This is a genomic window from Nocardia sp. FDAARGOS_372, from assembly GCF_002554515.1.
Taxonomy (GTDB): domain Bacteria; phylum Actinomycetota; class Actinomycetes; order Mycobacteriales; family Mycobacteriaceae; genus Nocardia; species Nocardia farcinica.
In genome coordinates this window covers 3,875,252-3,888,877 of sequence record NZ_PDDW01000001.1, presented here as the reverse complement: position 1 = coordinate 3,888,877, position 13,626 = coordinate 3,875,252, and the positions used below count along the sequence as shown (strand labels likewise).

Sequence of the window (13,626 nt, the reverse complement as noted above, 5' to 3'; positions counted from 1 at the left end):
ACAAATGGGCGACACACTGGGCTGGGCCTGAGAGGACCACCCGTCCACCTCGATGGTCGAGGTCGACTGTTTGAACCTGATGAGGGGAAGTATGAGCGAGAACCGCACCAAGGGCCTGCGCCACGGCGTCCGCGCCGCGGGCGTCGGCGCGGCCGCGGCCGTGGCCATGGGCCTGCTTTCGACCGGTGCTGCCAACGCCGACACCTTCGTGCCGTTGCCGGACGGCCAGAAGGTGGGACCGGGCGTCACTGTCACCCGCACCGGTGAGCACGCCATCGTGTCGCCGTCGATGGCGGCCAACGGCGCCGGCCGCGTCGTCTGGGTCTCCGGAAACGCGTCGGCCGATGTCACGGTGACCCCGGAAGGCGAGGTCGGTCCGAACAACGGGCCCACCGGCAACCCCGGCTCCAACAACTCGTCGACCCACGGCGCGTCCCAGCTGAACACCGGCTACATCGTCGGTTGCCAGGTCAGCATCGGTGACGACGCCATCTCCGCGGGCTTGGCCGGCGGTATCGACCTCAACGGCGGTTCGATCGGTGGTTCGATCGGCCTGGACCTGGGTCCCGGCGAGGTGAAGTTCGTCCAGATCGATTACAAGGACATCCTGAAGCCCGGCGTGTACTCCGTCGAGTACCAGGACGTGGAGATCGAGATCCAGGGTTGCGCGGGCTACGCCCAGGCGCGGTCCTACACCGTGGTCGAGATCATCGGCGACCACTACTCGAAGACCACGCTCTACGGCATGCCGTTCAGCATCGGCTGACCTTCCACGAACTTCACGAACCTCCAATCGCGTGAGCGATTCAACCCTCGAAGGGTATGAAACACATGATCAACCGTAAGAACCTGGCGCGGGTGGCGGGCGTTGGTGCCGCCACCGCGGTTGCCATGGGCCTGTTCTCCACCGGCGCCGCCAACGCCGACACCTTCGTTCCGCTGCCCGGCGGCGAGATCACCAAGACCCTGTCCGACGGCACGGTGGTGACCGTGCGTCTGGTGGGCGAGTCGGCGACCATCAGCCCGTCGATGGGCTCCACCCCGGTGCACCGCAACGCGTGGGTGTCCGGTAGCGCGCAGGTCGAGATCAGCGGCGGCGGCGAGGATGTCGGCGGCAAGATCTACCCCGGTTACGTGGTGGGCTGCCAGGTCAACATCAGCGGCGGCGGCGTCGAGGGCGGCGTGGAAGGCTCGGCCGACTGGAGCGGTGAGACCGTGACCGGTGGCGTGGGCGCCGAGTCCGGCGGCTCGTTGTCGCTCGGCCCCGGCCAGGCCGCGTCGTTCTACATCCTCGACCGTGAGGTCCCGGACGACTACGGCAACGAGGATCACGCCACGAACAACAAGTTCAAGGGCAACAGCGGCTCGGTCACCTGGGCCGATTCGACCATCGGTCTGTCGGGCTGCGCGGGCTACGCCCAGGCGCGGTCCTTCGTGAAGGTCAAGGTCGAGACCGACAACGTGATGTCGGTGGTGACCCTGTGGGGCCAGCCGTTCAGCCTCGGCTGATCCGGTAGGACACATGGAACGGGCCCGTCACCCTCGGTGACGGGCCCGTTCGTCATGGGAAGCCTGGAACCGCTCGGCGCGGCTTCAGAATTCGTGACGGCCGCCCGCGCTCTCCTGCCCGGCGGCGAGCAGATCGCGGATCTGGACGAGCAGTTCGGTATCGCTCAAGGGTTCCTCGACCTCGCCGCCGAAGCGCTTCTTCATCTGCGTCGCGGGCAGCACCAGCACGAAATACAGGACGGCGGCGACGATCACGAAGTTGATCGCGGCGGTGATCACCGGACCGATCGCGATGAATGTCGCGGGCTTGTCGGCAACCAGCCGGAAACCCAAGCCGAGTTCGTCTTCTCCGCCGAATACCGCGAGCAGCGGATTGATGATTCCATTGGTGAACGCCGTGACGATCGCCACGAACGCGGTGCCGATGACCACCGCGACCGCCAGGTCGACGACATTTCCACGGAACAGAAAATCCTTGAAACCCTTGAGCATGCCGATATCTCCTCTTCGGGATGGAGCTGACGGTCGCGCCCGGCGAATCGGGTCGCCGTATCCCGGGATGCTAGTTCAGATGCTCAGCTATTGCCCGGCGAATTCCCTGCCGCCGCGCGAACAATCAATGAAATACCACCGTGAGCGCGGTGTGCAGCGAGGCTGCCGCGACGGCCACCGCGTGCTCGGCGTCCATGGCGACCAGCACCACCCGCTCGGCGCGGCCGCGCTCGGTGGGCTCGGAGACCAGCACCACCGCCGCATCGGCGGCCAGCGTCCGCACGGGCCGGGTGCCGCTGTCGTCGTCGGTCTCGCCGCCGATGACATCCACCCGGTCGCCCGCGCGCAGGATCTCGGCAACGGCGGTGTCGGCCAATCGGATCGGCACGATCCTGGCATCCGGCGTGCTCGCCGCCACCTCGGCCAGGCGCGGGCCGACCACGCGCAGGTCGGTGAACACCTCGCCGGGGTGCATCGCGGCGGTGAGGGTCGCGCCGGTCAGGACGGCGGGGTCGCGGACCGCGCCGGTGGGGAGGCTGCCCGCTTCGTGCGGTGCGAGGGTCAGGTCGGCGGCCGCCAACACGGTGCCCGGCGGTAGCTCGCGGGCCGCCACGACCACGGGAATCCGGGCCGCGCCGGGATCACCGCGCAGCTGCAGCACGACGGCCACCGCGACCAGGGCACCGGCGAGGATGCGGCGGGCGAGGGTGGCATCCACCCAGGACGGCCGGTTGGACAACGCGAAACGCAGCCCACCGCCGCGCCCGAGGTCGGCGAACAATCGATCCATGCGGGCACGCTATCGCCGCGATCCGGCCGCGTGCGCCGGGCGAACCGCCGGGTGGGGACAACTCGGCGGCTGGGGAGAACGCGTCAGCCGGCGACGGCGGCGCTGGTCGAGGTCGACGAGGAAGCGCTGCTCGACGACGAGCTCGACTCGGAGCTCGACGACCCGCTGTCGGACTTCGCGGGCTCGCTCGCGGTCGAGGATCCGCCGCGGCTGTCGGTGCGGTAGAAACCGCTGCCCTTGAACACGATGCCGACCGAGTTGAACAGCTTGCGCAGCTTGCCGGAGCACTTCTCACACACGGTCAGCGCATCGTCGGAGAACGACTGAACGATGTCGAAGCGGTTGTCACACTGGGTGCACGCGTACGAGTAAGTTGGCACAGGATCCTCCGCAGGGTTCGTCGATCTAGCACTCTACCGCCGACAGTGCCAACGTCGCCAGTCGGTGTGTCATTCCTCGCTCCCGTCCAGCGCGCGCAGGCCGCCGCCGGGGGTGAGCACCCAGCCCACCCGCAGGTCGTGCGCCTCCTCCGGCAGCCGGTCCACGAACTCCTCGTCCCGCACCACCGCCACCAGCCGCGCGCCCGGGCGGGCCGAGCCCAGCGTCCGGTCGTAGTAGCCCGCGCCGCGGCCGAGCCGCACCCCGCGCCGGTCCACCGCCAGCGCGGGCACCAGGATCACCTCGGCCCGGGCGACGACCTCGGGCCCGAGCACCGGCCCCGCCGGTTCGAGCAATCCGAAGCGCGCCGCACGCAGCCCGGCCACCCCGGTGTATTCGGCCCAGTCCAGCGCCCCGGGCGCCCCGGTGACCGGCAGCAGAATTCGCGCGCCTGCGGCCCGCAACTCCTCCAGCAACGCCGTGGAACCCGGTTCTCCGCGCACCGGCACATACGCGCACACCCATTCGCCGACCGCCAGCGCACGCACGCCTCGCGCGAGCGCCGCGGCCTCGGCGGCGTGTTCGGCGGCGGACAGCGCCGACCGGCGCGCCAGAATTTCCCGGCGCCATGCATGTTTATCGCGCTCACCGGGCATCTCCATGGGGATCACCATAAGCTCACCCGCAGCCGAGCCGTGCGCGACGGAGTTCGGGCGGTGTGATGGATGGATAGGGTATGCGTATGACAGCAAAGGCCGGACAGTCCGACGGGGTCGTGTCGTGCTTCCGCACGGCGGTGGTGCCGGCAGCGGGCCTGGGAACCCGGTTCCTGCCCGCGACGAAGACGGTGCCCAAGGAATTGCTGCCGGTGGTCGACACCCCCGGCATCGAGCTCGTCGCCACCGAAGCCGCCGATTCCGGCGCGCAGCGACTGGTGATCGTGACCTCGCCCGGCAAGGACGGCGTCGTCGCGCATTTCGTCGAGGATCTGGTGCTGGAGAGCACGCTGGCCGAGCGTGGGAAGTTCCAGCTCCTGGAGAAGGTGCGCAAGGCGCCCGCCCTGCTGGACGTCACCTCCGTCGTGCAGGAGGAGCCGCTCGGGCTCGGGCACGCGGTGGCCCAGGCCGAGCAGGCGCTCGACGACGACGAGGACGCCGTCGCCGTGCTGCTGCCCGACGACCTGGTGCTGCCCTGCGGCGTCCTGGACGTGATGAGCCGGGTGCGCCGCAAACGCGGCGGCACCGTGCTGTGCGCCATCGACGTGCCCAAGGACCAGGTGAGTTCTTACGGTGTGTTCGATGTCGCACCGGTGCCCGACGCCGCCAACCCGAACGTGCTGCGGGTCAAGGGCATGGTGGAGAAGCCCGCCCTCGCCGACGCCCCCTCCACCTACGCCGCGGCCGGCCGCTACCTGCTCGACCGGGCGATCTTCGACGCGCTGCGCCGGATCGAGCCGGGCGCGGGCGGCGAGTTGCAGCTCACCGACGCCATCGCGCTGCTGATCGAGGAAGGACATCCGGTCCATGTGGTCGTCCACCGTGGGTCGCGCCACGATTTGGGCAACCCCGGCGGCTATCTTCGAGCTGCGGTCGATTTCGCGTTGGAACGGGAAGAATACGGCCCCGCCCTGCGGGAGTGGCTGCAGCATCGCCTGAGTTCGGACTGGGATCCGCAGCTGACGACCTACGAGTAGGAGTCGTGCGCCGTTTTCGCCAGCCGTGCACCGTCGGGTACCAATGGTGCAGGCGAACGCGGCCCGTCCGGGACAGGTGATCGCGGACAGGTAGCGGAGAGGATCAGGAAGGGCTGGATGCGCTCGGTTGAGGATCAGCAGATCAAGGTGACCGCGGCGGCGGTCGCACCACGGCCGGTCCGCGTCGCGATCTCCGAGGCCCAGGGCCTGCTGTGCGCCGAGGACGTGGTCACCGAGCGCCCGCTGCCCGGTTTCGACCAGGCCGCGATCGACGGTTACGCGGTGCGCAGTGTCGATGTCGCGGCCGCGGGGTCCGACATCCGCGACGAGGACGGCGAACTCGTCGACCTCACCCTGCCGGTGGTGGGGGAGGTCGTGGCGGGCTCGCGCCAGCCGATCCGGCTGCAACCGCGCCAGACCGTGCGGGTGGACACCGGCGCCCCGCTGCCCACCCTCGCCGACGCGGTGCTGCCGCTGGACTTCACCGACGGCGGCCGGGCCAGGATCAAGGTGTTCGAGCCGGTGCGTTCGGGCGACTACGTGCGCCGCATCGGCGACGACGTGCAGCCCGGTGACGTGGCGGTGCGGGCAGGCACGATCATCGGCCCGGCCCAGGTGGGTCTGCTGGCCGCCGTCGGCCAGGACAAGGTGCTGGTGCATCCGCGCCCGCGGCTGTCGGTGATCGCCGTCGGCGGCGAGCTCATCGACATCGACCGCACCCCCGGCCCCGGCCAGGTCTACGACGTCAACTCCTATGCGCTGGCCGCCGCGGCCAGGGATGCGGGCGCCGACGTGAACCGGGTCGGCATCGTCAGCACCGATCCGCGCCGGCTGCGCGACGTGGTCGAGGGCCAGCTGGTGCGCTCGGAGGTCGTGGTGATCGCGGGCGCGGTCGGCGGCTGGGCCTCCGAACAGGTCCGCGAGGCGCTCGAGGGCCTGGGGGAACTCGAGATCGCGCGGGTCGCCATGCATCCCGGGTCGGTGCAGGGCTTCGGGCGGCTCGGCCGCGACGAGGTGCCGACCTTCCTGCTGCCCGCCAACCCGGTGGGCGCGCTGGTGGTCTTCGAGGTGATGGTGCGCCCGCTCATCCGCATCGCGCTCGGCCGCAGGCACCCCATGCGCCGCGTCATCCGGGCCAGGACGATCACCCCGATCAGCTCGATGGCCGGTCGCAAGGGCTACCTGCGCGCGCAGTTGATGCGCGACGAGTCGACCGGTGAATACCTGGTGCAGCCGCTCGGCGGCGCGGCGGGTTCCTCGCACCTGCTGGCCACCCTGGCCGAGGCGAACAGTCTGATCATCGTCGATCCCGACGACACCGAGATCAGGACCGGCGACGAAGTGCAGGTCGCGTTTCTCTCCCAACGCGGCTGAACCGTGGAGAGCATGAACGTGTTCCGGGCGACGCAGCACCCCGGATGGCCCGCCCGACTCGGCCCGGTGCGCGTCGCGGCCGGACAGATCACCCTGCGGCCGGTGCGGTTGCGCGACGCGGCTGCCTGGAGCCGCATCCGGTTGCGCGACCGCGAGCACCTCGAGCCCTGGGAACCGACCGGGCGCGGCACCTGGGAGGCGCGTAACCACGCGTCGAACTGGCCCTCGTTGTGGTCGAGCCTGAAGGCCGAGGCACGGCGCGGGGCCATGATCCCGTTCGCCATCGAGGTCGACGGCGCGTTCGCCGGACAGCTGACGGTCGGCAACATCGTGCGCGGCGCGCTGCGCTCGGCGTGGATCGGCTACTGGGTGGCCAAGGACCTCAGCGGGCAGGGCGTCGCGACGGCCGCGCTCGCGTTGGGGCTCGACCATTGTTTCGGACCGGTGGGACTGCACCGGGTGGAGGCCACCGTGCGGCCGGAGAACCTGGCCAGCCAGGCCGTGCTGCGCAACGTCGGCTTCCGCGAGGAAGGACTGCTGCGGCGCTATCTCGACGTGGACGGCGCCTGGCGCGATCATCTGCTGGTCGGCATCACCGTCGAGGAGCTCGCGACGCCGGTCATCGAGCGGATGGCCCGCGCCGGCCGGGTGATCCTGCCCTGAATCCAGCACCGAACACCGACCGCTCGAGCCCCGAACCCTGAACCGGAAGCCTGAATCGAAGACGCGGAGTGAACACCGGCGGATGATTGGTGGCATTGTGACAGGTGTGGCCTGTGTGCACGGCGCGCCTGCCCGACTCGGGCGCGTCGCCGAATTAACCTACCGACGTCGGAGGTGTGCCGTCCGCCCGCGACGGCATCGTGAACAGATCAGCCCGCACACGGGCCGAAAGGACGGACAGGTGGGGACGGAGGTGATGACCTGATGCCGAATTCGATCTTGTGGATCGGCCTGGTCGTGCTCTGGGTCTTCGTCCTGTTCCCGATTCTCGCCGACCGGCATCCGAGGATCCGGCAGACGACCGACGCCGCGCTCGCGACCCGGGTATTGCACCGCGGCGGTTCCAAACGGCGCCTGCGCTATCGACCGAACCGAGCGCGGAGAAAGCGTTTCCACAGCGATGATGCGGAGGACCGGATGAGCACACCGGCCGACGAGAAAATCACCGATACCGACGACGACGCCGTGACCGGCACGTCCGACGAAGCCGGACACGGCGGTACGCCGTCCGACTCCGACATCGCCGATTCCGCACCGCGGGAACCGGATTCGCCGGACGCCGACGCGTCGCGCCGCGCCCGCGGCGAGCGGGACGGCGAAATCGACGCGGACGCCGATGATTCCGCCGACGCGGAGATCGCGGAAAAGACGCAGGACGGCGAGAAAGCCCGCGTCCCGGCCGATTCCGACGACGAACCGGCCGCCGATGAGACCGGGGGCGGCCGGACCCGCGCCGAGTCGTCCGGCGAGGACGGTCGGGCGGCCTCCGACGAGGACGACACCGACGAGGACGCCACCGCCGACGACCACGCAGCCCCCGGACACGAGGACGAGCCGCGCCCGCGCCGCGAACGCGTCACCGCCCGGATTCCACCCGCCAGGTCGGCCGTGCCGGTCCGCGCGCCCGAACCGGCGGCCGAGTACGACGCCCAGTTCGATCAGGCAGGCGAAGATCGAGCCGGGTTCGACCACGCCGAGGATTCCGCCGACGAGGACGAGCCGGACTTCGTGCCGACCCGGCGGGGACGCGGCGGCTACGACCCCGAAGCCGACGCGATCGCCCGCGCCGCCCGCTACACCTTCCGGCAGCGCGCGGTGCTGGCCCTGTTGCTCACCGCGATCATGTCCGGCGCGCTCGCGTTGATCCTCACGCCGCTGTTCTGGTGGGCGTGTGGCCTCTCGGTCGTCGTGCTGGCCACCTACCTGGCCTACCTGCGCAAGCAGGTGCGCATGGAAGAGGAGATCCGCAGGCGCCGCGCCGCCCGGCTGGCCCGCCGCCGCGGCGAGCCGGTGCCCGAGCAGGCCGACGACCACGAGGACGACGAGGACGAGCACGCCATCGCCCGCGGCGGCATGGACCGCGCCACCGCCCGCGCCCTCCGCCGCCGCTCCAGCCTGCTCGACGTCGACGACGAAGACCCCCTCTTCGAACACCTGGAGGCCTTCGACCCCGCCGCCGCGCGCGCCCTGCGCCACCGCACCGGCACCGACATGCGCCGGGCAGTCGGCGAATAACCCCAGCTCAGGCGGGCGATTCGGTATCCGGGCCGCCCGCCTGATACAGTGTCACAGCGCGGTTCCCCGGAACCGCACGGGGCTATAGCGCAGTTGGTAGCGCGTCTCGTTCGCATCGAGAAGGTCAGGGGTTCGATTCCCCTTAGCTCCACCATAGGGTCACTACTAGAACCCGGGGCTGAATGAACGCCCTGGAGTAGGACCCCTACTCCTCCCTTCATTCGGGAGTTGCCTGATTCAGGAGCATCCCGGCTTGTCTTGTGCCGGGTTGCGCCGCATGTTCCTGCTTGTGCCCGTTGGGCGGCGTGTAGCTGTCCGAAGGGTTCGTGCAGGCGGTGGCCGTTGATCTGCTCGTCGTCGATGTAGAGCTGTTGGAAGATTGCCTGATTGAACAGGCGGCGCTGGTGTTCGTTGCAGCGGCGATACAGTTCTTGGGGGTTCTCCAGCAGTGTGAGCGCGGCGTCGATGAGTCGGGCGCTGGATGACAGGTCTTCGGTCGTTGTTGCCAGGCGTTCGGTCAGTCGTCGCCGTTGGTGGGCGATGTCGCGGAGTTTGGCTTTGATCTTGGGCTGCGGAAGGGTGGCGTCGGCTGCCAGGTCGATGAGGTTCTCTTCCTGGGCGTCGAGTGCCTGCAGTTCGGTGGTCAGTTGTTTCTGGAGGAGTCGGTCGGCGGTCTCTTGAGCGTTGATGGCTTCGGCGATCTGGTTGCGGATGCTGGTGATGAAGTCGCTGCGGAATCGGATCGTCGCGTAGTGCGCCTCGACGGCGTCTTCGACAAGGGCGACGTTGATGTGTGGCGCGTTGCAGGTGCCCTTCTGTTTGTTGCGGCAGAAGAAGTAGAGGTATTCGTTGCCGTGTCGGTTGGTTGTTCGCTGGATGATCATCCGCCCGACGGTCCCGGTCCGCTGGCAGCGTCCGCAGAACAGTGACCCTTTGAGGTAGTGGTGGTGGACGCGTCGGCGTTCGTGGGCGTTGGTCCGGGATTCGAGGATCTCTTGGACGTTGTCGAAGAGGTTCTCGTCGATCAGCGGCTCGTGTCGGCCCTGCATCTCCTCGCCCTTGTAGATGACGTAGCCGAGGTAGTAGCGGTCGCGCAGCATCGTCGAGAGCTTGTTTTTGGATACTCGTTGGGCGGGGTGGCGGTGGGTCGGTCGGGTGCGCAGTCCGCGGTCGTAGAGTTCCTCGGATAGTTCGTCGAGGGTGTAGTCGCCGGTGGCGTACAGCTGGAACGCGAGCTGGACGAGCGGTGCGCGTTCGGGGTCGACGCCGATGGTGCGGATCTCGCGGCCGTCGAATCGGTCGAAGATGTTGAGGTACCCGAGCCGGGCGCGGCCGAGTGTGCCGCCGTTGCGGGCTTTCTGGCCCATCTTGTAGGAGATGTCGGCGCCGGACTCGCGGGACTGGTACTCGTTGAAGGTGGCGAGGATGCCGTGCATGAGCTGGCCGACCGGCGAGTCGTCGATGGATTCAGTGGCGGAGACCAGGGTGACGTTTCGCTTGCGGAGGTCGGCCATGACGATGGCGTCGTCGAACCGGTTTCGGGCCATACGAGACAGTTTGTAGACGATGACGTAGTCGACGTCTTGATGGTTTCGAATTCGAGCGAGCAGTTTTTGGAACTCGACTCGTTTCGACATTTCGGTCGCACTCCGGCCAGGCTCGATGTATTCGTCGACGATGGTCAGGCCGAGTTGATTTGCCTTGTTCTGGCAGGCGACACGTTGAGCGGGAATCGATATGCCTTCCGGGTCGTAGTCTGTCTTGAACTGCCCCGGCGATGAGACACGTAGGTAGATGACAGCACGGTCGCCCGCCTTCAAAGGTGCTGGCAGTGATGGGAGTTCGGATGCCAAGTCGTCATCCGCATCGTTCCCCGGGCCTACGTACGCGCTCACCATGGAGATTCCTTATTCTCGACGTCACGGTATTTTCGCGATCGATATTATTATGATTCGACAGAGGGTGTTACATTCCCTGACGGTCGTCGATTCGAGATCCGTTGTATTTGCGAATCGGGGAGGTTAGGGCAAACTTTTGCCGGAGTTTAATTATGTAGTTTCGTCCAGGATTGATAATTTGGCCAGTCCCCGATAACGCGACCACCCGGTTTCAGAGTCGGTGTCGTTCGGTCGGTGTTCAGTTGATGTCGCAGCCCACGGGGTGGTGGGTGTGGGTGCAGGCCGCAGCGTACTCGGCCGGGGTGCGGTAGCCCAGCGCCGAATGCCGGTGCCGGTGGTTGTGCTCGTGCTTGAAATCCGCGATCACCACCCTCGCTTCGAGCAGGCTGGTCCAGTGGTTGCGGTTGAGGCATTCCACGCGCAGGCGCCGGTTGAACGATTCCACGTACCCGTTGTTCCAGGGGGTACCCGGCGGAATATACGAGATCCCGACCCGGTCTCGGCAAAATGTTTGCAGTGCTGCCGAAATCATTTCCGGCCCGTTGTCCAGGCGCAGCACCTTCGGCGCCCCGTGGACGGCGAAGACCCGCTCGAGTTCGGCGACCAGATGCTCGCCGGTGATCGACCGCTCGACCAGGTGCAGTAGGGATTCGCGGGTGTGCTCGTCGATCATCGACGCGATCTTCACCACCCGCCCGTCGACGGTAGAGTCGAACTGGAAATCCAGCGCCCACACCACGTTCGGCGCATCCGCATCCACCGCCGGCACCGACGAGGTGCCGGCCCGTTTACGCGGGTGATGCGCCCGCACCTGCAAACCTTCTTCCCGCCAGAGCCGGTGGACTTTCTTGATGTTCATCCGGTGGCCTTCGTCGAACCGCAGCACTGCCCAGGCCCGGCGGAACCCATGACACGGGTTCTTGGCCGCATAATTCCGCAGCCACGCCCGCGTCCCGGCGTCGGGGTCTGCCGGTGTTTGCGTGGCAGGGCACCGGCGGTATGTCGACCGAGCGAGCCCAACGACCTTGCACGCGAACCGTTGCGACATGCCCATGACCTCGCTGAGCATGTCCACGGCGCGGCGCTTGGCCGCTGGGCCTAGAATTTTCCCTTCGAAATCTCGCGCAGCGCGTCTTTCTCCAGTTCCGCGTCGGCGAGTAGCCGCTTCAATCGGGCGTTCTGTTCCCGCAGTTCCTTGAGTTCTTTGGCGGCGTCGGTGTCCATGCCGCCGTACTGGCGACGCCAGTTATAGAGTGTCGCCGCCGAGACTCCCAGGTCAGCGGCGATTTGCTCGCCGGTCAAGCCTTCCGCGGCCAGTTCATCGGCGCGCCGCAGCTTGCGCACGATGTCCTCCGCGGAATGCCGTTTCCGTCCAGCCATGGTTCCCATAGTCCCTTCTAACCCCTGATCAGGGCCAACGAGACTCTAATTCCGGCTGGTCGCATCCATGGGGGACGGGTCATGATCACCATGTTGCAGGGTAACGAGAACACCAAAAATCTGATCGACCGCCCGATGGAGTTCTTGGGCAACCTCTTGTTGCTGATCGTCGGTGGCAACGACACGACCCGGAACTCGATGAGCGGCGGTGTGCTTGCACTCAACCGCTTCCCTGACCAGTTCGATAAGGTGAAGGCGAACCCGGGCTTGATCCCCAATATGGTCTCGGAGATCATCCGGTGGCAAACTCCGCTGGCCTACATGCGCCGGATCGCCAAGGCAGACACAATTCTGAACGGCCAGTTCATCCGCAAGGGCGACAAAGTGGTGATGTGGTATGCCTCGGGCAATCGCGACGAGCGCGTGTTCGAACGACCGGACGAGTTCATAATCGACCGGTCCAACGCCCGCAACCATATCGCTTTCGGCTTCGGCGTCCACCGCTGCATGGGCAACCGGCTGGCCGAGCTGCAGCTTCGGATCCTCTGGGAGGAGCTGCTTCCTCGCTTCGAGAATATCGAGGTCGTGGGGGAGCCCGAGTACGTGCAGTCCAACTTCGTGCGGGGCATCAGCAAGATGATGGTCCGCCTCACTCCGAAGGCAGACGTATGAGTGTACAGCGAGCTCTCATCGTCGGGGCCGGCCATGGTGGAGTCCAACTCGCGGCCAGTCTGCGCCAGGATGGGTGGACGGGCGAGGTCGTCCTCATCGGTGAGGAGCCGACTCTACCCTATCAACGCCCTCCGCTGTCGAAAGCCTATCTGGCCGGGAAGAGCACAATTGACGAGCTCGCGATCCGCAGCGCGGAATTCTATCGCAAGCAGGGAATCAAACTCGTGGATGCGACAGTAGAGGCGATCGATCGATCGGCTGGTCGCCTCGCACTGAGCACTGGCGACGCATTGCCCTATGACAAGCTCGCGCTGTGCACTGGTGCCCGCCCTCGTCGGCTCGCCACCTCGGGCGCCGATCTGGCAGGGGTCTACTACCTACGCACCGCCGCCGATGTCGAGATGATCCGAGCCGCTGCCCGCCCCGGGCGGCGGGCCGTGATCGTCGGCGGCGGCTACATCGGACTGGAGACGGCCGCCTCCCTGCGAGCGTTGGGACCCCGATATCGTCGCGGCTGGGGACTGCGCCAGTCACCGGATGGCCCGTTATGGCCGCCGTATACGCCTGGAGTCGGTGCCGAGCGCCAGCGAGCAGGCCAAGGTCGCAGCCGCGACCATCAACGGGAAGTCCAGGAAGATAGCGGCGCTTCCGTGGTTCTGGTCGGATCAATACGATCTCAAGCTCCAGATCGCCGGCCTCAACACCGGATACGACGAAGTCGTCCTCAGCGGGGACCCATCCGGGGACCGCGACTTCACCTGCTTTTACCTCCGCGCCGGCGAGCTCGTTGCCGCCGACTGTATCAACCGCCCCCGCGACTTCGTATTCAGTAAGCGGGCAATCACGCAGCAACTCCACATCAACCGGGACGAACTGTTGCTCGCCGGCTCGGCCTGAGGCCACGGTCTGTTGGGTGATGGCTACGCGGCAGTGCGTGGGGCGTAGGCCGGCTCAGCGGTGGCTGACCCGCTCTTGCTTCGATGCACCGGTTTTGCCCAACCCCAGCCGATTGCGCGACGTTCAGTGCATAGCAGCCCGTCTCGTGTTCGGCCGATGGTTGCAGCCCCAGCAGTGCACGATTCGGGACTTAACCAGCCGACTCAGTCCTCGCTGAGGAGCTCGACGTCGTCGAGCCGGGTGAGCGGATCGGCGCCGAAACAGGAATCGCTGGGGATCGCGTCGGTTGTGTGGAACCGCATCGT

At 67.3% G+C, this 13,626-nt stretch carries 13 protein-coding genes, 1 tRNA gene and 3 pseudogenes; 11 read left to right on the top strand and 6 right to left on the bottom strand.

Going from position 1 to position 13,626, the window contains the following annotated elements:
* Positions 1 to 91 precede the first annotated feature (91 nt).
* Both CRM89_RS18620 and CRM89_RS18615 read left to right on the top strand, forming a co-directional pair.
* A complete protein-coding gene (locus CRM89_RS18620) occupies positions 92 to 766 on the top strand; it encodes an MspA family porin (protein ID WP_041560427.1) in 675 nt (224 codons plus the stop codon).
* A gap of 65 nt (positions 767 to 831) precedes the next feature.
* Complete coding sequence (locus CRM89_RS18615; protein WP_098087047.1) at positions 832 to 1,509, top strand: MspA family porin; 678 nt, start codon at positions 832 to 834, stop codon at positions 1,507 to 1,509.
* Positions 1,510 to 1,593: 84 nt separating this feature from the next.
* Here CRM89_RS18615 and mscL read toward each other — a convergent pair whose 3' ends face one another.
* The 4 genes from mscL to CRM89_RS18595 form a co-directional block, all read right to left on the bottom strand.
* A complete protein-coding gene (mscL, locus tag CRM89_RS18610) occupies positions 1,594 to 2,001 on the bottom strand; it encodes a large conductance mechanosensitive channel protein MscL (RefSeq protein WP_060594374.1) in 408 nt (135 codons plus the stop codon).
* Between the two features lie 124 nt (positions 2,002 to 2,125).
* On the bottom strand, positions 2,126 to 2,791 hold the full coding sequence (locus tag CRM89_RS18605) for an SAF domain-containing protein (RefSeq protein WP_098085349.1): 666 nt from the start codon (positions 2,789 to 2,791) through the stop codon (positions 2,126 to 2,128).
* Positions 2,792 to 2,874: 83 nt separating this feature from the next.
* Complete coding sequence (locus CRM89_RS18600) at positions 2,875 to 3,171, bottom strand: FmdB family zinc ribbon protein (RefSeq protein ID WP_011211490.1); 297 nt, start codon at positions 3,169 to 3,171, stop codon at positions 2,875 to 2,877.
* Positions 3,172 to 3,240: 69 nt separating this feature from the next.
* Entirely contained in the window at positions 3,241 to 3,831 is a 591-nt protein-coding gene (locus CRM89_RS18595; protein ID WP_371392001.1) for a 5-formyltetrahydrofolate cyclo-ligase, read from the bottom strand.
* Positions 3,832 to 3,911: 80 nt separating this feature from the next.
* On the opposite strand from CRM89_RS18595, the gene CRM89_RS18590 reads away from it, so the two are divergent.
* The 7 genes from CRM89_RS18590 (at position 3,912) to CRM89_RS31800 (ending at position 9,403) form a co-directional block, all read left to right on the top strand.
* Positions 3,912 to 4,862, top strand: coding sequence for a UTP--glucose-1-phosphate uridylyltransferase (locus tag CRM89_RS18590; RefSeq protein WP_041560426.1), 951 nt, complete (start codon positions 3,912 to 3,914; stop codon positions 4,860 to 4,862).
* A gap of 117 nt (positions 4,863 to 4,979) precedes the next feature.
* On the top strand, positions 4,980 to 6,236 hold the full coding sequence (gene glp, locus CRM89_RS18585) for a gephyrin-like molybdotransferase Glp (protein ID WP_011211487.1): 1,257 nt from the start codon (positions 4,980 to 4,982) through the stop codon (positions 6,234 to 6,236).
* A 12-nt stretch (positions 6,237 to 6,248) separates the two neighbouring features.
* Positions 6,249 to 6,899, top strand: coding sequence for a GNAT family N-acetyltransferase (locus tag CRM89_RS18580; protein ID WP_011211486.1), 651 nt, complete (start codon positions 6,249 to 6,251; stop codon positions 6,897 to 6,899).
* A 477-nt stretch (positions 6,900 to 7,376) separates the two neighbouring features.
* The gene (gene glpR / locus CRM89_RS18575) at positions 7,377 to 8,474 is read left to right on the top strand and encodes a gephyrin-like molybdotransferase receptor GlpR (protein WP_172964542.1); all 1,098 of its coding nucleotides are present in this window, start codon (positions 7,377 to 7,379) and stop codon (positions 8,472 to 8,474) included.
* 78 nt (positions 8,475 to 8,552) lie between these two features.
* A tRNA-Ala gene (locus CRM89_RS18570) sits at positions 8,553 to 8,628 on the top strand.
* Positions 8,629 to 8,809: 181 nt separating this feature from the next.
* Entirely contained in the window at positions 8,810 to 8,959 is a 150-nt protein-coding gene (locus tag CRM89_RS31390; RefSeq protein ID WP_195061857.1) for a hypothetical protein, read from the top strand.
* 48 nt (positions 8,960 to 9,007) lie between these two features.
* Positions 9,008 to 9,403: a hypothetical protein gene (locus CRM89_RS31800; protein ID WP_054814856.1), complete on the top strand. Its 396-nt coding sequence runs from the start codon at positions 9,008 to 9,010 to the stop codon at positions 9,401 to 9,403.
* Here the strand turns inward: CRM89_RS31800 and CRM89_RS32305 are convergent.
* Together CRM89_RS32305 and CRM89_RS18560 are read right to left on the bottom strand one after the other, a co-directional pair.
* Positions 9,284 to 10,372, bottom strand: a pseudogene (locus tag CRM89_RS32305) (recombinase family protein); the annotation flags it as partial. The gene CRM89_RS31800 and the pseudogene CRM89_RS32305 sit on opposite strands and share 120 nt — an antisense overlap.
* 238 nt (positions 10,373 to 10,610) lie before the next feature.
* A protein-coding gene (locus tag CRM89_RS18560) for an IS3 family transposase (protein WP_086007605.1) occupies positions 10,611 to 11,752 on the bottom strand; the annotation gives its coding sequence in 2 pieces (ribosomal slippage) (positions 10,611 to 11,485 and positions 11,485 to 11,752; 1,143 coding nt in all).
* 81 nt (positions 11,753 to 11,833) lie between these two features.
* On the opposite strand from CRM89_RS18560, the pseudogene CRM89_RS18555 reads away from it, so the two are divergent.
* Positions 11,834 to 12,424: pseudogene (locus CRM89_RS18555) on the top strand (cytochrome P450); the annotation flags it as partial.
* A pseudogene (locus tag CRM89_RS18550) lies at positions 12,421 to 13,321 on the top strand (NAD(P)/FAD-dependent oxidoreductase). The pseudogenes CRM89_RS18555 and CRM89_RS18550, both read left to right, overlap by 4 nt.
* Positions 13,322 to 13,626 lie beyond the last annotated feature (305 nt).

Excerpts from the sequence above, each read along its gene's own strand:
- CRM89_RS18595 (WP_371392001.1), bottom strand. The coding sequence starts at position 3,831 with ATGGAGATGCCCGGTGAGCGCGATAAACATGCATGGCGCCGGGAAATT.
- CRM89_RS18615 (WP_098087047.1), top strand. The coding sequence starts at position 832 with ATGATCAACCGTAAGAACCTGGCGCGGGTGGCGGGCGTTGGTGCCGCC.
- mscL (WP_060594374.1), bottom strand. The coding sequence starts at position 2,001 with ATGCTCAAGGGTTTCAAGGATTTTCTGTTCCGTGGAAATGTCGTCGAC.
- CRM89_RS18580 (WP_011211486.1), top strand. The coding sequence starts at position 6,249 with ATGAACGTGTTCCGGGCGACGCAGCACCCCGGATGGCCCGCCCGACTC.
- CRM89_RS18590 (WP_041560426.1), top strand. The coding sequence starts at position 3,912 with ATGACAGCAAAGGCCGGACAGTCCGACGGGGTCGTGTCGTGCTTCCGC.
- glp (WP_011211487.1), top strand. The coding sequence starts at position 4,980 with ATGCGCTCGGTTGAGGATCAGCAGATCAAGGTGACCGCGGCGGCGGTC.
- glpR (WP_172964542.1), top strand. The coding sequence starts at position 7,377 with ATGAGCACACCGGCCGACGAGAAAATCACCGATACCGACGACGACGCC.
- CRM89_RS18620 (WP_041560427.1), top strand. The coding sequence starts at position 92 with ATGAGCGAGAACCGCACCAAGGGCCTGCGCCACGGCGTCCGCGCCGCG.
- CRM89_RS18605 (WP_098085349.1), bottom strand. The coding sequence starts at position 2,791 with ATGGATCGATTGTTCGCCGACCTCGGGCGCGGCGGTGGGCTGCGTTTC.